This is a genomic window from Marinobacter antarcticus, assembly GCF_011049865.1.
In the GTDB taxonomy this organism is placed as follows: Bacteria; Pseudomonadota; Gammaproteobacteria; order Pseudomonadales; family Oleiphilaceae; genus Marinobacter; species Marinobacter antarcticus_A.
The window spans coordinates 22,043-40,904 of the sequence record NZ_DRGY01000121.1 but is presented as its reverse complement, the minus strand read 5'-3'; the positions used below and the strand labels follow the sequence as shown (position 1 = coordinate 40,904).

The following is an 18,862-nucleotide window of genomic DNA, read 5'->3' as shown; positions in this document are numbered from 1 at the left end:
AGCGGCATTCGTATATCAACCGGAGTTTACAGCACCGCAACGTTCTGCATCACCACTGCGTTTTACCACCCCGTCACGACAGGAGGCACATTATTAATACTCGTCACCGGCAAGCCCTGAAACTGGTCATCGGCTTTATTCTTCCTTATCGCAGGGCGGTTGCGGGTGCCATGGTCGCGCTGGTCATCACCGCCGGTATCACACTGGGGCTGGGGCAGGGCCTGCGCATTCTGGTCGACCAGGGGCTGGCCACCCAGTCTCCGGCCAACCTGGCTCGGGCGGTCGGGCTGTTTTTTATTCTGGTGCTGGGTTTGGCGTTCGGGTCCTTCGCCCGGTTCTATCTGGTGTCCTGGATTGGCGAACGGGTGGTGGCGGATATCCGCAAACAGGTTTTCAATCATCTGATTGATCTGCACCCGGGATTTTTCGAACAAAACCGGGCCCTGGAAATACAGTCGCGTTTTACCGCCGATACCACGGTGCTGCAATCGGTTATCGGCTCGACCGTCTCCATTGCCCTGCGCAATGCGCTGATGCTGGTGGGTGGGCTTGTGCTGCTGTTTATCACCAATGCCAAGCTCGCTGGGATCATTCTGCTGGGTTTTCCCCTGGTGATTGTGCCCATCCTGTTTTTTGGCCGCCGGGTTCGGCAACTGTCGCGGCTCAGCCAGGACAGAGTGGCGGATGTGGGCAGTTACGTGGGCGAAAATCTCACGCAGATCAAAACCGTTCAGGCTTTCAATCACCAGCCCCATGACCGGCGCTTTTTTGCGGAGGTGTCGGAGCTGGCCTTCGACATCGCCCGCGACCGCATCCGACAGCGCGCCTGGTTGACCACCCTGGTGATTACTCTGGTGATGGGGGCAATCGGCATCGTGATCTGGATTGGGGGTCTTGATGTGATTCACGGGCGCATTACCCCTGGAGACCTGGCCGCGTTTGTCTTTTACAGCCTGCTGGTGGGCCTGGCCGCAGGCGCCATCAGTGAAGTGATCAGCGAGTTGCAACGGGCCGCGGGCTCCGCCGCTCGATTGTTCGAGCTGCTGCACACAGAACCCGATTTTGATCGACCCGCAGAATCGACAGGCGTATTTCCGGACGTCATTGCGGGCAATATTTCGATTAAAGGCCTTAATTTTTCCTACTCCGGGCGCCGCGAACATCCCGCGCTGGCGGATGTTTGCCTGGAGATCCGCGCCGGCGAAACCCTTGCGCTGGTCGGGCCCTCAGGCGCCGGAAAATCCACGTTGTTTGACCTGCTGTTGCATTTTTATCAGCCCGACAGCGGGGCCATTTATATTGACGGCATAGACAGCGCGGCTGTCTCTCTGGCGGCACTGCGCGGCTGCTTCTCACTGGTTCCCCAGAACCCGGCCCTGTTCCATGGCACGGTTGCGGACAACATCCGTTACGCACGCCCTGACGCCAGCCAGGCCGACGTTGAACAGGCCGCCCGCATTGCCCACGCCGATGAATTTATTGAAAAGCTGCCAGAAGGCTATCTTACCCGTTTGGGTGACGCCGGGTTGGGGCTCTCAGGAGGCCAGAAGCAGAGACTCGCGATTGCCCGAGCGCTCCTTGCCGATGCACCCATTCTGCTGCTGGATGAAGCCACCAGCGCTCTGGACGCAGAAAGCGAGAACCTGATCCAGCAGGCAATGCCGGCGCTCACCGCCAACAGAACGACCCTGGTGATCGCGCACCGACTTGCCACCGTGCGCGATGCTGACCGCATTGCCGTTCTGGATCAGGGTCGGCTGTTGGCGATCGGTACCCATGAAGAGCTTATAAGGGAAAACCCGCTGTACCGGCGCCTCGCAGCGCTGCAGTTCCGGGAGCAAGCGGTATGACATTGAGCATCGACAGTTTGTGTCACGACACGGTACTCCTTACAATGCTAGGTGACACTGACGAATCTTAGACACAGGGAGAATGCCAAAGTGAGCAGCAATAAAGAATTGCAAGCACTCAAAGAACGCTATGTGGCAGCGGGTGTGGCAAGCCCTAATGAGCAATTTGCCGACCACGCAACCAACTCGGAATTGTGGGATGCCGACGGTAAGCGCATGATCGACTTTGCCGGGGGCATCGGTGTGCTGAACATCGGACACCGGCACCCAAAAGTCGTTGAAGCCATAAAAGCCCAGTTGGATAAGCTCATGCACACCTGCCAGACGGTCATGCCCTATGAGGGTTATGTACGCCTGGCACAGAAGCTGAGCGAAGTTGCACCGGTGAAAGGGCATGCCAAAGTTATGCTGGCTAACTCCGGCGCAGAAGCACTGGAAAACGCCATCAAAATTGCCCGTGCTGCCACCGGCCGCACCAACGTTATCTGCTTTGATGGCGGCTATCACGGCCGTACCTTCATGACCATGGCCATGAACGGCAAGGCAGCTCCGTACCAGAACGACTTCGGCCCCATGCCGGGAACCGTGTACCGTGCGCCTTATCCGGTGCCTTATCACGGCGTCAGTGAAGACGAAGCCATACGCGGTCTGATGATGGCCATGAAGGCAGACTCTCCCCCAAGCCACACTGCAGCCATTGTTATTGAGCCGGTGCTGGGTGAAGGCGGGTTCTACGCTGCGCCTGCGAGTTTCCTCAAGAAAATTCGCGAGATATGCGATGAACACGGCATTCTGATGATTGTCGATGAAGTTCAAAGCGGTTTCGGCCGTACCGGCAAGATGTTTGCCATTGAGCACAGTGGCGTGCAGCCGGATATGATGACCATGGCCAAGAGCATGGCTGACGGCATGCCCATTTCGGCGATTGTGGGCACGGATAAGCACATGGATGCCTCAGGCCCGAATTCCCTGGGCGGCACCTATACCGGTAGCCCCACAGCCTGCGCCGCTGGCTTGGCGGTCTTTGAAGTGTTCGAGGAAGAAGACATCCTGGGCCAGAGCCAACGTTTGGGCGAGAAGCTGAAACAGCGCTTTGACAAGTGGCAGGAGCAGTTCGCTCACGTGGACAATGTTCGATGCCTCGGTTCTATGGCTGCGTTCGAACTTGTAGAAAGCAAGGAAAGCCGCAAGCCCGTGCCAGAGCTGGCTGCTGCGATTACCAAAAAGGCCAAAGAAAAAGGCCTTATCTTGCTGAGCTGCGGCATGTACGGTAACAGTCTGCGCTTTCTGATGCCGGTGACTATCCAGGACAACATCCTTGAAGAAGGCCTGGCGATTGTTGAGGAGTGCCTGAAGGAAGCAGGCGCCTGATACGTTTACCGCTTGTCAAAAACCGAACCTCCGGGTTCGGTTTTTTTATGGCGTTCGTCGTATACTGCCTCTAGTCGTTTCACAACCAGGCAGAATCATGACCTCACCGAAGACTGCGTCCGACCACAAGCCCAGGCCCTGGGTTGATCTGCTGGTCAGTATTGTCATTCCCTCCGTTATTCTGATGAAACTCAGCGGCGACCAATACCTTGGCAGCGTTAACGCCCTGATATTGGGCCTGGCGTTCCCCCTGGGTTGGGGTTTGTTCGAGCTGATTCGCTACAAAAAGAAAAATTTTATCGCGCTACTGGGCTTGGTGAGTGTCGGGCTTACAGGTGGCATTGGCTTGCTGGAGCTGGACGCCGGTTGGCTGGCCGTAAAAGAAGCCGCGATCCCCGCGATTATCGGGCTGGTTGTGCTGGTTTCTACCCGTACGAAGTACCCGTTAGTTCGCACACTGCTCTATAACCCGAACGTGCTAAACGTGGGAAAGATTCACGGGGCACTGGAAGCGAAGAATTGTGTTGGCCAGTTTGAAGAGCGGCTATTAAAAGCCAGCTACTTTTTTGCCGCCACTTTTCTGTTCTCATCGGTAATGAACTACGTGCTTGCGCGCTGGATTGTGGTCAGTCCCTCTGGCACTCAGGCGTTTAACGAAGAACTGGGCCGAATGACCCTGGTGAGTTACCCAATGATCGCGATCCCTTCAATGGTGATGATGATGCTTATCTTCTATTACCTCTGGAGAACCATACGCCGCCTGACCGGCTTTACTCTGGAAGAGGTGATGGCACCTCAACTCGCGGATAAGGAAAAAGCGCAGTAGTTCAACAAACGCCTTTTCAGATCAAAAAAAAGCGGCCAGAGCAATGATGCTCTGGCCGCTTTTTTATTACTTATTAACACGTTATAAGAGAGCCATCAAATATCCAGGTTATTCACTGCCAGCGCGTTACTCTGGATAAAGTTACGACGAGGCTCAACGTCATCGCCCATCAGAGTCGTGAAAATCTGGTCTGCCGCTATGGCGTCATCAATCTTCACTTTCATCATCCGGCGGCTTTCAGGATCCATGGTCGTTTCCCATAGCTGATCCGGATTCATTTCTCCCAGACCCTTGTAGCGTTGAATGTTCAGGCCTCGCTGGGCCTCCTTCATCAGCCAGTCCAGCGCGCCCTCAAACGACAATATTGTTTGCTTGCGCTCACCCCGCTGAATGTAGGCACCCTCTTCTATCAGCCCGTTCAGGGTCTCGCCCAGTCGCGCTATCGAGCCATAGGACGGTGAATCAAAGAAGTCATGACCGAACACGTGCTCGTGGGGAATGCCGTGCACGTAGATGGTCACCTTGGGCAGATAAAGGCCACGCTCGGAGTCTCTGGTAACCGAGAAGGTGTACTTGGTTCCGGTTCGGGTATCCACATCCAGCCCGTCACCAAGGCGACGAGCCCACGCTCCCACGGTTTGCTCATCCTTCAGATGCTCAGCCTTCAGGGTGTCGTTGTGGAGCATTTGTTCCAGCACTTTCGCAGGGTACGCGCGGGACAAACGGGTAATCATTGTCATCACCGCCTGGTAATCTTTCACCATCGTCTCAAGGGCAGAATCCTTGATCGCGGGCGCCTCCGGGTTCACGTACAGCTGTGCACCCTCCAGGGAGGTTTGGGTGAGATACGCTTCTTTTGCTTTCTCATCCTTCAGGTACTGTTCTTGCTTGCCGCGCTTTACTTTGTAAAGCGGTGGCATTGCAATAAACACATGACCACGCTCGATAATTTCGCGCATCTGGCGAAAAAGGAACGTCAGTAACAGCGTGCGGATGTGCGAACCGTCCACGTCGGCGTCCGTCATGATAATGATGGAGTGATACCGAAGCTTATCCGGATTGAACTCTTCCCGGCCGATACCACACCCCAGCGCTGTGATGAGTGTGCCCACCTCGGCGGAGGACAGCATCTTGTCGAAGCGCGCCTTCTCTACGTTCAGGATCTTGCCTTTCAACGGCAAAATCGCCTGGGTTTTGCGGTCTCGGCCTTGTTTGGCGCTGCCGCCGGCTGAATCACCCTCCACTATGAACAGTTCGGAGAGGGCCGGGTCTTTCTCCTGGCAGTCTGCCAGCTTGCCCGGCAACCCTGCGATATCCAGAGCGCCCTTGCGCCGGGTCATATCACGAGCCTTGCGCGCTGCTTCGCGCGCCCGGGCCGCGTCAATCATTTTATTAACAATGAGCCTGGCTTCGCTTGGCTGCTCCTGAAGATACGCTGCAAAGCTCTGATAGAGCTCTTGTTCAACCGCCGTTTTCACTTCCGAAGACACCAGTTTGTCTTTGGTTTGTGAAGAAAACTTGGGGTCGGGCACCTTCACACTGATGATAGCCGTCAAACCTTCCCGTGCATCGTCGCCAGACGTGCTTACCTTGGCCTTTTTACCCAAGCCTTCATTTTCAATGTAGGTGTTCAGGGAACGGGTAAGGGCTGAACGAAAGCCAGCCAAGTGAGTACCGCCATCACGCTGGGGTATATTATTGGTGAAGCAGTAGATGTTCTCCTGGAACGCATCGTTCCATTGCATGGAAACTTCCACCACAATGCCGTCTTCGCGCTCGCGGGTGAAGTGAAACACCCGATTGATAGGCGTTTTGTTTGCGTTTAGATGCTCAACAAATGCCCGCAAACCGCCGTCGTACTGAAAGACCTCCTCTTTGCCACTGCGCTCGTCTGTCAGGCGAATACGCACACCGCTGTTCAGAAACGCCAGTTCCCGGATGCGCTTGGCAAGGATGTCATAGTGAAATTCGATGTGGGTAAACGTTTCCGGCGAAGGAATAAAGTGAACCCGGGTGCCAGATGCTTCTGTGTCGCCTACTTCCGCCAAAGGCGCGTTAGGCACGCCGTGGGTGTACATCTGCTCATACACCTTGCCGTCCCGACGGATGGTCAAGGTCAAGGCTGAAGACAGTGCGTTAACCACCGAGACGCCTACACCGTGAAGGCCACCGGAAACTTTGTAGGAGTTATCATCAAACTTACCACCGGCGTGGAGCACGGTCATAATAACTTCGGCGGCGGATACACCTTCTTCTTCATGGATATCGGCGGGAATGCCCCGACCGTTATCGTGAACACTCACCGACTCGTCCGGATGAATGATAATGCCAATTTCGGTGCAGTGGCCTGCCAAAGCTTCATCGATGGAGTTATCCACCAGTTCGAACACCATGTGGTGCAGGCCGGTACCGTCATCCGTATCGCCAATGTACATCCCTGGCCGTTTTCGCACCGCATCAAGCCCCTTCAGAACTTTGATACTGGTTGAATTGTAGGTCGATTCACTCATTAAGAAACTCCTGAAGCGTAAGGGCCAGCGCGCTCTCCTTAAAACCGCATCACGGCGGACACTAAGGGGATTTGATAAGCCGGGTTTATTCTTCCTTCAATAATTTGCCATGTTCCACGTGGAACATTTGATAATCAGGTATTGTCTCACCCCGCCATAGCGACCCAGGATTCGGGTGTTCAATGGAGGTCATAAATACCTGGCAACGTAATTCCTGTAGCTTACGGGCCAGCATGGTTCTATGGCCCTCATCCAGTTCGGCATTGATATCGTCAATCAGAAAACTGACCTGCTTCCCAAGATCGTTCAACACCATGCTCTGGGCAATTTTCATCAAAATAACGAGGGTTTTCTGTTGGCCTCGAGAAAAGGTTTCTGCGACCGGTCTCCCCTGAAATTTGATCCGGATGTCTGCACGGTTCGGCCCATAAAGCGTGTGCCCCATACGGATTTCCTGTTCCCTGTGGCGGACCAGTACGTCTATTAACGATTGACTGGTATCCCACCCGGGATAGAACTCCAGCGTCATGCCCTCCATCCAGTCCACGTTCACTTGATGAACCAGGCTATTAAACGCACTCTTGAATTGCTCAAAAGCAGCTTTTCGAGCTTCGCTGATCTTTTCGCTCAGTGTTGCGTACTGTGCATCCCAGATGCGTAACATGGTTTCGTCTAGTCTACCATTTCTCAGCGTTTGATTCCGCTGCGATGTCACTCTCTGACATTGCTGCCAGCTTGCCGCAAAGGAAGGTTCCACGTGGAACACCGCCCAATCGAGAAACTGGCGGCGCTTCCCCGGTCCGCCGGCCACAATATCGAACACGCCTGGGTCAATCACGGAAACCGGTAAGTGCATTGCCAACGAGGACAGGCTTCGCACACTCTCACCGTCAACTCGAAGTGTGGTCTCCTTCTGGGCAACGTCGCGGGAAAGCCCCAAACGATGGGCCAGGTTTTTTTCCGAAGGAGATTCAGCGTTGCGTTCCTTATCAAGCCCGTGATCCAGGCCGCCAAATACCGTAAATCGTTGTTGCCCGTGCTGAACAATGGCCTGATGACGGCTAATCCGAAAGGATCGCCCCAGGCCTAGATAACCTATAGCTTCAAGCACGCTTGTTTTTCCGCTTCCGTTAGCACCGTAAATCAGATTGAAAGACGGTGAAAACGAAACAGGCTCGGTCGAGGACAAGTTGCGAAAAAATTCGGTATGAAGTTTTACCAACGCCATAGAAAGGACAGCTCATCGCGGGCAGCAAGAGGAATGGAACGTATTGACTAAAAAGTCAGCCTCAATGAAGCATATTGAGGCGTTCGTCCATGAACACATCCATTTCCGGTGCCAGAATATGAACGTAACGGTCAAAATACAGAAACTGTTTGAGAAGCAGGGCGAATTCCCGCGGAAAGTGCAGCCCGTGACTTTCGCCCACCTTAACCATATCCATGAGAATGCTGTTTACATCGTCTTCCGCTTGGTCAGCTCTGTACACAACATCGTCCGGTACCATCTTGTCCATCTGCCGATACAGCTTGCGCAGATCGGCGGCAAGATCGTCTGCCTGCACCGTATGGTTGGTGATCCCAATGCGGATCATGGCTTCGGCCATACCGTCAAAGTTACCGACCATCACAGACGATATGAATTCGCTGACCGCTTCCCAGGTATCCGGACGAATTCGCCCGACGATCCCGAAATCGATAAAGCCGACTCGTCCATCCTTAAGGACCATCAGATTGCCCGCATGCACATCGGCGTGAAAAAACTCACACTGGGTAAGGCTGGCAAACCAGGTATTCATGGCGGTGATCAGGGTTCGCTCCGGATCTTTTGCGTAACCTCGAATACTTTCCAGATCCGTTAACGGCACTCCGTAGAAGCGTTCCATGGTGAGTATTCGACGGGTGCTTGCCTGCTCGTAAACTTTGGGAACCGTGGCGTCTTCGTTGTGAGTGTCGTGAAGAAAGTTGCGAAACACCTTGAGGTTATTCGCCTCTTTGATGAAATCACATTCTTCCATCATGGTGCGCTGGATTTCTTCCACAATTCCCGACAGGGATGTCCAGGAAAGTTTTGGCGCCAGGGTTTCAAGGATTCGAGCGGACAAATACAGAAAATTCAGATCGGTTAACAAAATGTTTTCAACGCCGGGCTTCTGCACTTTGATCACAACGTCTTCGCCGGTGACCAACCGCGCCGCGTGCACTTGTGCAATGGATGCAGACGCAAGAGCAACCGGATCGATCTCGGAGAACACCTGCTCGATAGGCCGATCCAACTCGCCACGGATAATACCCTTTATCACACCGAACGGCAGATTGGGGGTTCGATCCAGACAGTGTTGGAACTCTTCTACGTAATCTTCCGGAAAGAACGTGGGCGAACTTGCAATGAACTGTCCCAGCTTGATGTAGGTGGCACCCAACGACTCGAATGTCTGGCGCAGTAAACGCGGAGTAGGGGGACGATCACCCCCGACCCACTTCACGCCAGTACGGCCCAATACAGACAGCGTTTGCCCGATCCTGAAAGCGCCTTTTATCCCGTTCGTTACGGTGCCCATCAATTTCTCCTAAAGCCTCATCGGCATAACCACATAAAGACAGCGGCTGTCGTTCAACGGTTCAAGCAGCGCGCTGCTGTTTGGATTAGAGAGGGTGATTTTCACCTGATCCTCGTCCAGCGCATTCATCACATCCACCAGGTAGCCGACGTTAAAACCTATCTGCAGGGATTCGCCCTGATAATCAACCGGCAGTGTGTCTTCAGCCTGTTCCTGATCCGGATTATTGGCGAACACTTGAAGCTCATTTGTTGCCAGATTCAAACGCACGCCGCGAATATTTTCATGGGAGAGAATGCCGGCCCGCTGAAGCGTGTTTTTCATAGTGGCACGGTCTGCCAGAACAATCTTGTCTCCACCCCGTGGAATCACCCGATTGTAGTCTGGAAACTTGCCTTCGATCAGCTTCGAGGTAAACGTATAGGATCCGACGGTTGCTCGCAGATGATTATCTCCGATAACCAGGGTGACCGGTGTCTCTACATCATCCAGCAGGCGCGACAATTCCAGCACGCCTTTACGCGGAACAATAACCTGACGCGGTTCGGCACAACCGGTATTCAACTCAACGTGGGCCATGGCCAGTCGATGACCATCCGTCGCCACCGTGCGCACGTGATCCTTATCCACCTCCAGCAACAATCCATTCAAATAATAGCGAACATCCTGCTGAGCCATGGCAAACGCCGTAGCACCAAACATGCGCGCCAATTCCTTTTGCGGCAATTCAAGCCGAAAACTTTCAGGCTCATCCTCGACGTTCGGGAAGTGCTCCGCTGGCAAAGTGGAAAGCGTAAAATGACTCGCGCCGCATCGAACGTGCAAGCGGTCGCCTTCGAGCACCAGTTCGATGGGGGATTCGTCTCCCAATGCCCGGCAGATATCTGAAAGTTTGCGAGCCGGTACGGTTATCCGCCCGGGCTGGTCGATGTGAACGGGGGTAACCCGTCCCACCAACTCAACTTCCATGTTAGTGCCCGTCAGGGTCAGTGTATTGTCTTCGGCTACCAGCAGCACATTGGACAGTACCGGCATGGTCTGCTTTTTTTCAACGACACCGGCAATGCTTTGCAACGGTGTGAGCAGGGATTCACGGCTGATCGTCAGTTTCATGTCACTCAGCTTTCTATTGTTGGAAGGATGAATGTTGCTTGCGTGTTGCTACTCTAATGCTGCCCTCCGGGTTCAGGTGGTCAGCAATCTCATAAAGTTCTGATAGTCTTCGCGGATACCCGGGTCTGTGCCCTGCAGCTCCACGATCTTTTTACACGCGTGTAAAACCGTTGTGTGATCACGGCCGCCAAACGCGTCTCCGATTTCCGGCAGGCTATGGTTGGTCAACTCTTTCGACAACGACATAGCCACTTGCCGCGGCCGGGTGACCACGCGGGTTCGCCTCTTGGAATGCAGGTCTGCGACCTTTATTTTATAGTACTCGGCCACGGTGCGCTGAATGTTATCAATGCTCACCTGTTTTTCATGCAGAGCCAGTAAGTCTTTCAGACTTTCCCTGATAAACGGCGGCGTAATTTCAGATCCTGTGAAGTGAGCATTCGCTATCACCAAACGAAGCGCCCCTTCGAGCTCTCTTACGTTAGAACGGATCTTCTGAGCAATAAAAAATGCGGCTTCGCTACTGAGTTTCACATTCACCTGATCGGCTTTTTTCATCAGGATGGCCACGCGGGTTTCAAGCTCTGGCGGCTCGACCATCACGGTCAGACCCCAGCCGAAACGGGATTTAAGGCGCTCTTCCATATCCACAATTTCTTTGGGAAACCGGTCACAGGTTACGATCACCTGCTGGCCTCCTTCAAGCAGCGCATTAAAGGTGTGAAAAAACTCTTCCTGGGACCGTTCTTTACGCGCAAAGAACTGGATATCATCGATCAACAAGGCATCAACAGACCGGTAATATCGCTTGAACTCACTGATAGCGTTTAGCTGCAGCGCCTTCACCATGTCCGCAACAAACCGTTCTGATCGCAGATACGCCACTTTTGCGTTGGGATTACGCCGTACGATATCGTTTCCGATGGCGTGCATCAGGTGGGTCTTACCCAAACCTACCCCGCCGTACAAGAACAGCGGGTTGTACGCGCCACCGGGGTTTTCAGCCACTTGCATGGACGCTGCCCGGGCAAGCTGGTTCGACTTACCCTCTATAAACGTATCGAAGGTAAACCCTTCGTTCAGAAAACTCTGATGCTTGATGTCGCCTTCTACCTGAACCGACCTGCGTGACGCGCTCGTTCCATAGGCACTCCGCTGCGTTGAGCGATGGCTGCTTACCGTCGCCGCAACGCCTTTCTCTTCTTCGGTTACTCTGCCGCCGGATTCATCCTGAGTTCGTCGGGATGTTCCTTGCTGCGCCAGCTCCGAGCGCATGACCGGCTCACTCTCTCGAGGCGCTGATCCTACTTTCATGGCCACTCTTGGCGCCTGGCCACCGTTCAATTCCTTGAGAACTTCCTCTATCCGGCGAAGATACTTCTCGTTCACCCAGTCCATAACGAAACGATTGGGCGCAAACAGCATCAGATGCCCCTCGCGTTGATCGGACTGGAGCGGTCTGAGCCAGGTATTAAACTGTTGTGCGGGAAACTCGTCCCGGAGTACTTCAAGACATTGATGCCACATACTGTTCGGCACGACCGTCCGCTCCCGATAACGCAAAAATTTCTCAAATCGGACAAGGGCTGTCCGATTCCGAAAGATGACCGAGGATTCTAACCTGCGGGCTCCGCCAGTGAAAGGGAAAACACGGCATCATAAACAGCCTGTGGAAACTTATATTATTATAATTCAATATTTTGCAGACTTATGTACAGCCTTGTGTACAGAAAATTCTTCAGATTACGTTACCCACACACCTGTGTGTATAACCACCCGCCAACCCTGTGCGCAATCCCGGGTTATTCAGTGGATAACCGCCGCTTTCATCACACTCCTATTTTCTCCACAATCCGTCATCCACTTATTCACAGGGCTCAGAGGTACTTCTACTCAGGTTTATGAATGCTATAAATTTCTGATTTTTAGTACTTTAATTAGCTTTTCCACAGAAAAACGCCTGTGTAATAACAGTAATAATAGGTCTTTAAAAGAATTTAGAAAAGACCTATTAATACTGTTATTCGGCCCCGCTCCTGAAATTTCGACCCACTCCGTCCATCCACAGAGTCCTATACCGCTTTGACATAAGCGTTTACCAATAAACGTTGAACCCACGACAGAATTTGCATAGAATGCCGCTCCTGTTTTGGTTATTAATGTTTAAACCAACTCCCGAATGTCAAACACACGAATTGTGAGATAATCACCATGAAAAGAACGTTTCAACCAAGCGTACTGAAGCGTAAACGCGTTCACGGTTTCCGTGCTCGTATGGCAACTGCCAACGGCCGCAAAGTCATTTCTCGCCGTCGCGCCAAAGGCCGTGCACGTCTGTCTGCGTAATGTGTCGATCGTCTTATGAAGGCTTTGAATTTTCCGAAATCGCATCGTCTTCTGCGACCAGCCGACTATGGCAGCGTCTTCAACGACGTTCAGCTGAAGGTTCCGCACAAGAATTTTCTGATCCTGGCAACCCCGAATAATCTCGGGCATGCCAGGGTTGGTCTTGTGTTTGCGAAAAAGAATCTGAAGCTTTCGGTACAACGCAATCGGATCAAGCGTCAGGTCAGGGAAACGTTCAGGCACAACCATGAATTTCCCGGCGTGGATATAATCGTCCTTGGGCGACAAGGACTTGCGAATCTGGATAATAAAACAGTTCGAAAGTCTTTGAACGATCTTTGGCAACGGTTGGCGAAAAAGTACTATCAGCTACCCCCATCTCAACCGGCGACATTCTCCGCTGCCGGCGAGGGAACAGGTTAATGCGCCGTTTTTTGCTTTTCCCTATCCGTTTCTACCAGTATGCCATCAGCCCTATGATGGCCAGTCATTGCCGACACTATCCCACCTGTTCACAATACGCGCTGGAAGCCATTTCTCGTCACGGATCGCTGAAAGGACTGTATCTTTCTGCAAAACGCCTGATGACGTGTCATCCATGGGCGGAAGGTGGTTATGATCCAGTACCGGATGCTTTACAATCCGGACCAGCACACGCAAGCAAGTGCTGTTCGCAGGTTGACCCTTCCTCAATAACAACCCAGACCAGACAGTAACTCTATGGATATTCAACGCATCGTATTATTCGCCGGCCTGGCTGTTGTCAGTTATTTGATGGTGCTAGCCTGGAATGATGACTATCACCAACCGGTCCCGACCGAACAAGTCGCACAAACGGCTCGCATAAAGGCAGACAACAGTTCTTCCGGGTCTGATTCCATGGTGCTTCCAGGTGAAAAATCCCGGGAAAAAGCCATCGCGAGCGGTGCAAATGAAGAGTTCGCTACCCCGGAGACTGGCCCGTCAGTCGCCAGTCCTTCCAGTACCGATGTCAATGTAAACGATCAGTACATAGACGTTCGAACGGACGTGCTGGATGTGGTTATTGATCGTGTCAGCGGCAATCTGGTCAGAAGCTCACTGCTGGATTACGACAAAACGCTGAAGGGTAACGAACCACTGAGACTGCTCAATAACACCGAAGATCGGTTTTATGTTTTGGAAAGCGGGCTCATCGGACAAAACGGGCCGGACAGCGCAAAAAATGGCAAAGCCCCGGTCTACGAAGCAGATGCCACCAATTACGAGCTTGCCAAAGGTGACAATGAGCTTACCGTTGACCTTGTGCACACCATGGAAAACGGCGTTCGTATCACCAAACGTTATCAGTTTGGACGTGACAGCTATGAAATCGGCGTGCGTTATCTGATCGATAACCAATCCGACCAAAACTGGCAGGCTAATTTTACTGGCAAAATTGTTCGCGACCAGGCTCCGGATCCCACGTCCGGACCCAGCATGGGTATCAAAGCGTTTCTCGGTCTCGTAATAAGCTCTCCAGAAGACCCCTATGAAAAGTTTAAATTCGGAGATCTGGACGAAACCCGAATTAATCAGACCGTTACCAATGGCTGGATGGCGTTTCTGCAGCACTATTTCCTGTCAGCCTGGATCCCGGATCGGGACCAGCCCGCGCAGTTCCAGACCACGCGTCGTGGCGCTTTGTATGTGATGGGTTTTGTGTATCCGGCAACAACCGTCGCACCGGGGCAGACCACGGAAATCGGGGCTCGCGCCTACGTGGGGCCGAAAATTATCGACCGTCTTGAAACGGTTGCACCGAACCTTGACCGCACGGTGGATTTCGGCTGGTTGTTCTTTATCTCTTTGCCGCTCTTCGTTGTTCTGAACTGGTTCCACGGCATTGTCGGAAACTGGGGCGTCTCCATTATTCTGTTGACCGTATTGGTCAAAAGCCTGTTTTATAAACTGTCTGCAACCAGTTACCGCTCCATGGGCCGTATGCGAGCGGTTGCGCCTCAGTTAACCAGGCTAAAAGAGCTGTATGGCGACGACCGCCAACGTATGTCCCAGGAAATGATGGGGTTGTATAAAAAAGAGAAAATTAATCCTTTAGGCGGCTGTTTGCCTATTCTGGTTCAGATGCCGGTGTTTATCTCTCTGTACTGGGTATTGTTCGAGAGTGTTCAGCTTCGTCATGCGCCGTTCATGCTGTGGATTCACGATTTGTCGGTCATGGATCCGTATTTCATACTGCCAATTATCATGGGCGCCAGCATGATGCTGCAGATGCATTTGAATCCGACACCACCGGATCCCATGCAAGCGAAGATCATGAAGCTGATGCCTGTCGTCTTCACCATTTTCTTCCTGTGGTTCCCGGCGGGTCTGGTTCTGTACTGGGTGGTGAACAACGTTCTTTCGATCAGTCAGCAGTGGTACATTACTCGTAAGATTGAAGCGGAAATGGCGGCCAAAAAACACTGATTAGCGGCCCCGTTTCTTAATGAATAGAAAGCTCAGTAAAGGCTCCGTGAAGGGGCCTTTACTGTTTCAGATGCGTGACAATATGCTGTGTGAGAGGCACACTCTATGAATCCGACCGCCGGCACTCAAGACACCATCGCGGCCATCGCAACCGCTCCTGGACAGGCCGGTGTAGGTATTGTTCGAGTATCCGGCCCGAAGGCAAGGGCAATCTCAGTGGCAATGCTAGGGCACACGCCAAAACCCAGGTACGCGCATTACGGGGCATTTCTTGATCAGAAGGGTAATCTTATTGATGAAGGGATCGGGTTGTTCTTCCCGAATCCTAACTCCTTTACCGGCGAGGACGTGTTCGAGCTGCAAGGCCACGGCGGTACCGTCATTCTGGATGTGTTGTTGCGCGAAGTCTGCAGCCTGGGTGCTCGCCTGGCCCGCCCTGGTGAGTTCTCAGAGCGCGCATTTCTCAACGACAAGTTGGACCTGGCTCAGGCAGAAGCCATTGCAGACCTGATTGAAAGCAGCTCGGAGCAGGCCGCACGGTGCGCCGTTCGATCCATGCAGGGCGTGTTTTCACGGCGTATCGAGACCCTGGTCGAAGCGGTAACCCACTTACGAATTTATGTGGAAGCCGCCATCGATTTTCCGGAAGAAGAAATCGACTTCCTGGCCGATGGTAAAGTTGCTACCGATTTGCAGACCTTGCTGAAGCAGCTCGAAGCCGTACTGGGGGAAGCGCAACAAGGAACGATTTTGCGCGATGGCATGAAAGTGGTGATCGCTGGCCGCCCCAATGCTGGTAAGTCCAGCCTCCTTAACGCTTTGGCGGGACGTGAGGCGGCCATCGTAACGGCCATTGAGGGCACCACCCGGGACGTCTTGCGGGAACACATCCACATTGATGGGATGCCGTTGCACATCATTGATACGGCAGGTCTGCGGGACAGCCCGGACGAAGTGGAGCAAATTGGCATTGCCCGCGCCTGGGACGAAATCCGCCAGGCCGATCGCATCCTGCTGATGGTGGATGCCACCACCACGGATAAAACCACACCTCACGAGATCTGGCCGGATTTTATCGATCAACTGCCGGCGTCGGCGCCGATTACGGTGATTCGTAACAAGGTGGATTTAACCGGAGAAGCGGTGAGCCTTTCAGAGGCACCTGGAGAACAACATAAAGAGCGATCGATCGGGAACGCACCGGTAATACGCCTTGCGGCAAAATCCACCAATGGCCTGGACGTGCTGAGGGATCACCTCAAACACTGCATGGGTTTTGCCAGTACCACCGAAGGCGGCTTTTTGGCTCGCCGTCGACATCTGGATGCGCTGGAGCGTGCCCGGGATTGTCTCTTGCAAGGCCAGGCTCAGCTTGAGGGCTATGGCGCTGGCGAACTGTTGGCCGAGGATTTACGCGCCGCACAGGATGCACTGGGAGAAATCACCGGGCAGCTCACACCAGACGAACTGCTAGGGAAGATTTTTGGATCCTTTTGTATTGGTAAGTGAACGTTTATAGGCTATTTCAGTTCCATATCGTTGCTGACTGATTTAACACCCTTCACTTCACGAGCTACCCGGATAGCGGCATTGATATCCGCCTTGGAGCTCACGAAGCCTGAAAGCTGCACAACGCCTTTGAAGGTTTCGACATTGATTTCGGCGCTTTTCAGCGTTGGTTCGTTAAAAATTGCTGTCTTTACTTTGGTCGTAATCACCGTGTCATCCAGATACTCACCTGTACCTGACTGGGTCTGAGTAGAGGCGCAACCGGCGAATAGGGTTAATAACATCGCTATTGCCAGCGTTGGGAACAACCGCATCATCTTGTCCATATCCGTTTCTCCTGTTTTGGGCTAAGCCTGGAATCGGCAGACCCAGGCAAAAGCGGGCCTCGAGGGTTGATCTGGCCGCATACTTTTAAGTCTAGTTGCGTACTGACACCGGGTCTGTTCGATACCCCACATTGGGAACGCCGTTTTTATCAATCTGGCATATGAAGTGTTTGAATCCAATTTGTTACTTTGTGTTTGAATAGTGTCACTATGTGTTATAAAACTATTTTGCAATCAAGAATCAGTCAAAATCCAATATTTTAAATAGTGGTTATCCGCTATTGAGGCTGGTATGACCGTTTGTCCTGTCCCTGAGCAGAATCATCTGCTGGCAGCGCTGCCATCCAATGTTCAAAAACGGATGTTCCCTCGCCTTGAGATCGTCGAACTCAACCTGGGGGATGTGATTTACGAGTCGGGCCAAGCCCTTAAGTTCGTCTATTTTCCGACCGACTGCATTATTTCGCTGCTTTACGTGATGCTTGACGGCGCCTCCGCCGAAATCTCAGTGGTGGGTTGCGAGGGCATTGTGGGTGTCACTGTGTTCATGGGTGGTGAAAGCACCCCCAGCCGAGCAGTTGTGCAGAGTAAAGGTTTCGCCTACAGAATGTCTTCGGTGGAGTTAAGAGATGAATTCAACGCCCATGCCGATGTGCGCGTGTTGCTGCTGCGTTTTACTCAAGCATTGATCACCCAGATGTCTCAAACAGCCGTGTGCAATCGTCATCACTCCATTGATCAGCAATTGTGCCGCTGGCTGTTACTGTCGCTGGACCGCATCCCGGGCAACCATCTGAAAATGACTCAGGAACTCATTGCCAACATGTTGGGGGTTCGCCGCGAGGGTGTCACAGAGGCCGCCGGTAAACTGCAGAAGCGGGGCGCCATTCAATACCATCGCGGTGAGATAATTGTGATCAACAGACCGGTACTCGAAGCGCTTTGCTGTGAATGTTACGCCGTGGTCAAGCGGGAAACGGACCGCCTGTCTTCCTACGGCAACAATGTTTAGGCCATTTTCCCGAATACACACTGACGTCGATATTGAGCTGGACAGTATGGGATAGTAGTGCCTTCGATAATGATCTGCGCCCAGATACAAAAGGATTGATTTGAATTATGTCTACACACTCTCGCACAGTTTCTGTTGTCACCCGGCTAACCGGGCTGTTCTGCCTGTTGCTGGTATTGGGCGGTTGCAGCACCGTGTATTACAGCACCATGGAAAAGCTTGGTGTGGAAAAGCGCGATATTCTGGTGGACAGGGTGGGTGACGCCCGTGACGCCCAGAGCGATGCCCGCGAAACGTTTCGTTCGTCCCTCGAACGCTTTCAGAGTGTGGTAGACACACCTGAAACCGGGTTGCAGGAAAAATACGATGTGGTCAGCGAGGCTTACGATAACAGCCTGAAATCCGCCAATAACGTTCGGGATCGTATCGACGGCGTTGAAGACGTATCGGAGGCGCTGTTTGATGAATGGGAAGACGAGCTGGACCTCTATGAAAGTGCATCATTGCGAAACACCAGTAAGCGCAAGCTTGACGAAACCCGTGAACTCTATAGCAGCCTGATTGCGCGCATGCATCAGGTAGAAAAACGCATGGACCCGGTTCTGGCGGCGTTTGAAGATCAGGTGCTATTTCTGAAGCACAATCTCAATGCCCAGGCGATCGGCGCGTTGGAAAACGAACTGGGACAAATCAGCCGGAACGTCGACAGTCTGATTCGCGATATGGAAGCCTCTATCGCAGAATCCGAAGCCTTTATACAGCGGTTCCGGGAGGGAACCGTTTAGCGGTCGCATGCCTGCCAAATAACCGTCGTAAAATCGCCTTTTTTGCGACTTTCTGCTCGGATCTCCCCTGACAAAAACCGTTTTTTGATCGAAGCGACCCTCTTTGGCGTATTCAAGTAACGAGCTTGAACGTCGAAGTTTGGTCGTGAGCCTCAATGGGTACCCTTTAAGGAAAGTCCAAATGAAGAATGTAAAGAAGATGCAA

Annotated in this window: 16 protein-coding genes; 10 read left to right on the top strand and 6 right to left on the bottom strand. The window is 52.8% G+C overall.

All coding sequences use genetic code 11. The annotated features are described in order from the left end of the window. Positions 1-116 precede the first annotated feature (116 nt). The 3 genes from ENI00_RS15120 to ENI00_RS15110 all read left to right on the top strand — a co-directional run bounded on the left by ENI00_RS15120 (position 117) and on the right by ENI00_RS15110 (position 4,047). Complete coding sequence (locus tag ENI00_RS15120) at positions 117-1,850, top strand: ABC transporter transmembrane domain-containing protein (protein WP_304104223.1); 1,734 nt, start codon at positions 117-119, stop codon at positions 1,848-1,850. A 90-nt stretch (positions 1,851-1,940) separates the two neighbouring features. Further along, complete coding sequence (gabT, locus tag ENI00_RS15115; RefSeq protein WP_304104205.1) at positions 1,941-3,221, top strand: 4-aminobutyrate--2-oxoglutarate transaminase; 1,281 nt, start codon at positions 1,941-1,943, stop codon at positions 3,219-3,221. Between the two features lie 97 nt (positions 3,222-3,318). Beyond that, entirely contained in the window at positions 3,319-4,047 is a 729-nt protein-coding gene (locus ENI00_RS15110; protein WP_304104203.1) for a VC0807 family protein, read from the top strand. Positions 4,048-4,142: 95 nt separating this feature from the next. On the opposite strand, the gene gyrB is transcribed toward ENI00_RS15110, so the two are convergent. From gyrB to dnaA, 5 genes are all read right to left on the bottom strand, one after another. Beyond that, positions 4,143-6,557 (bottom strand): DNA topoisomerase (ATP-hydrolyzing) subunit B, encoded by a 2,415-nt coding sequence (gene gyrB / locus ENI00_RS15105; RefSeq protein WP_304104202.1) that lies wholly within the window; start codon positions 6,555-6,557, stop codon positions 4,143-4,145. Positions 6,558-6,642: 85 nt separating this feature from the next. Continuing rightward, complete coding sequence (gene recF / locus ENI00_RS15100; RefSeq protein ID WP_304104200.1) at positions 6,643-7,785, bottom strand: DNA replication/repair protein RecF; 1,143 nt, start codon at positions 7,783-7,785, stop codon at positions 6,643-6,645. A gap of 61 nt (positions 7,786-7,846) precedes the next feature. After that, positions 7,847-9,118: an ABC1 kinase family protein gene (locus ENI00_RS15095; RefSeq protein ID WP_304104198.1), complete on the bottom strand. Its 1,272-nt coding sequence runs from the start codon at positions 9,116-9,118 to the stop codon at positions 7,847-7,849. A gap of 9 nt (positions 9,119-9,127) precedes the next feature. Next, the gene (dnaN, locus tag ENI00_RS15090) at positions 9,128-10,231 is read right to left on the bottom strand and encodes a DNA polymerase III subunit beta (RefSeq protein ID WP_304104196.1); all 1,104 of its coding nucleotides are present in this window, start codon (positions 10,229-10,231) and stop codon (positions 9,128-9,130) included. A gap of 72 nt (positions 10,232-10,303) precedes the next feature. Next, a complete protein-coding gene (gene dnaA, locus ENI00_RS15085) occupies positions 10,304-11,770 on the bottom strand; it encodes a chromosomal replication initiator protein DnaA (protein WP_304104194.1) in 1,467 nt (488 codons plus the stop codon). A 672-nt stretch (positions 11,771-12,442) separates the two neighbouring features. Here dnaA and rpmH point away from each other — a divergent pair. The 5 genes from rpmH (at position 12,443) to mnmE (ending at position 16,534) form a co-directional block, all read left to right on the top strand. Further along, positions 12,443-12,577 carry a 50S ribosomal protein L34 gene (rpmH, locus tag ENI00_RS15080; protein ID WP_008172542.1) on the top strand — a complete coding sequence of 45 codons (135 nt, stop codon included), beginning with the start codon at positions 12,443-12,445 and terminating at the stop codon, positions 12,575-12,577. A 15-nt stretch (positions 12,578-12,592) separates the two neighbouring features. Continuing rightward, positions 12,593-13,000 (top strand): ribonuclease P protein component, encoded by a 408-nt coding sequence (rnpA, locus tag ENI00_RS15075; protein ID WP_304104169.1) that lies wholly within the window; start codon positions 12,593-12,595, stop codon positions 12,998-13,000. Beyond that, on the top strand, positions 13,000-13,293 hold the full coding sequence (yidD, locus tag ENI00_RS15070; protein ID WP_304104167.1) for a membrane protein insertion efficiency factor YidD: 294 nt from the start codon (positions 13,000-13,002) through the stop codon (positions 13,291-13,293). Before rnpA ends, yidD begins: the two co-directional genes overlap by 1 nt. A 4-nt stretch (positions 13,294-13,297) precedes the next feature. Then, positions 13,298-15,025, top strand: a complete 1,728-nt coding sequence (yidC, locus tag ENI00_RS15065; RefSeq protein WP_304104166.1) for a membrane protein insertase YidC — start codon at positions 13,298-13,300, stop codon at positions 15,023-15,025. A gap of 105 nt (positions 15,026-15,130) precedes the next feature. Next, positions 15,131-16,534 (top strand): tRNA uridine-5-carboxymethylaminomethyl(34) synthesis GTPase MnmE, encoded by a 1,404-nt coding sequence (mnmE, locus tag ENI00_RS15060; protein ID WP_304104165.1) that lies wholly within the window; start codon positions 15,131-15,133, stop codon positions 16,532-16,534. Positions 16,535-16,545: 11 nt separating this feature from the next. Here the strand turns inward: mnmE and ENI00_RS15055 are convergent, their stop codons facing one another. Then, on the bottom strand, positions 16,546-16,860 hold the full coding sequence (locus ENI00_RS15055; protein WP_304104163.1) for a BON domain-containing protein: 315 nt from the start codon (positions 16,858-16,860) through the stop codon (positions 16,546-16,548). A gap of 292 nt (positions 16,861-17,152) precedes the next feature. Here ENI00_RS15055 and ENI00_RS15050 point away from each other — a divergent pair, with 292 nt between their 5' ends. Then, entirely contained in the window at positions 17,153-17,872 is a 720-nt protein-coding gene (locus ENI00_RS15050) for a Crp/Fnr family transcriptional regulator (protein ID WP_304104161.1), read from the top strand. 107 nt (positions 17,873-17,979) lie between these two features. Beyond that, entirely contained in the window at positions 17,980-18,657 is a 678-nt protein-coding gene (locus tag ENI00_RS15045) for a DUF2959 domain-containing protein (protein ID WP_304104159.1), read from the top strand. Positions 18,658-18,862 lie beyond the last annotated feature (205 nt).

Bases quoted from the DNA above. Each gene is read 5' to 3' on its own strand.
- ENI00_RS15110 (WP_304104203.1), top strand. From the start codon at position 3,319: ATGACCTCACCGAAGACTGCGTCCGACCACAAGCCCAGGCCCTGGGTT.
- gyrB (WP_304104202.1), bottom strand. From the start codon at position 6,557: ATGAGTGAATCGACCTACAATTCAACCAGTATCAAAGTTCTGAAGGGG.
- recF (WP_304104200.1), bottom strand. From the start codon at position 7,785: ATGGCGTTGGTAAAACTTCATACCGAATTTTTTCGCAACTTGTCCTCG.
- ENI00_RS15095 (WP_304104198.1), bottom strand. From the start codon at position 9,118: ATGGGCACCGTAACGAACGGGATAAAAGGCGCTTTCAGGATCGGGCAA.
- dnaN (WP_304104196.1), bottom strand. From the start codon at position 10,231: ATGAAACTGACGATCAGCCGTGAATCCCTGCTCACACCGTTGCAAAGC.
- rpmH (WP_008172542.1), top strand. From the start codon at position 12,443: ATGAAAAGAACGTTTCAACCAAGCGTACTGAAGCGTAAACGCGTTCAC.
- rnpA (WP_304104169.1), top strand. From the start codon at position 12,593: ATGAAGGCTTTGAATTTTCCGAAATCGCATCGTCTTCTGCGACCAGCC.
- yidD (WP_304104167.1), top strand. From the start codon at position 13,000: ATGCGCCGTTTTTTGCTTTTCCCTATCCGTTTCTACCAGTATGCCATC.
- yidC (WP_304104166.1), top strand. From the start codon at position 13,298: ATGGATATTCAACGCATCGTATTATTCGCCGGCCTGGCTGTTGTCAGT.
- mnmE (WP_304104165.1), top strand. From the start codon at position 15,131: ATGAATCCGACCGCCGGCACTCAAGACACCATCGCGGCCATCGCAACC.
- ENI00_RS15055 (WP_304104163.1), bottom strand. From the start codon at position 16,860: ATGGACAAGATGATGCGGTTGTTCCCAACGCTGGCAATAGCGATGTTA.
- ENI00_RS15050 (WP_304104161.1), top strand. From the start codon at position 17,153: ATGACCGTTTGTCCTGTCCCTGAGCAGAATCATCTGCTGGCAGCGCTG.
- ENI00_RS15045 (WP_304104159.1), top strand. From the start codon at position 17,980: ATGTCTACACACTCTCGCACAGTTTCTGTTGTCACCCGGCTAACCGGG.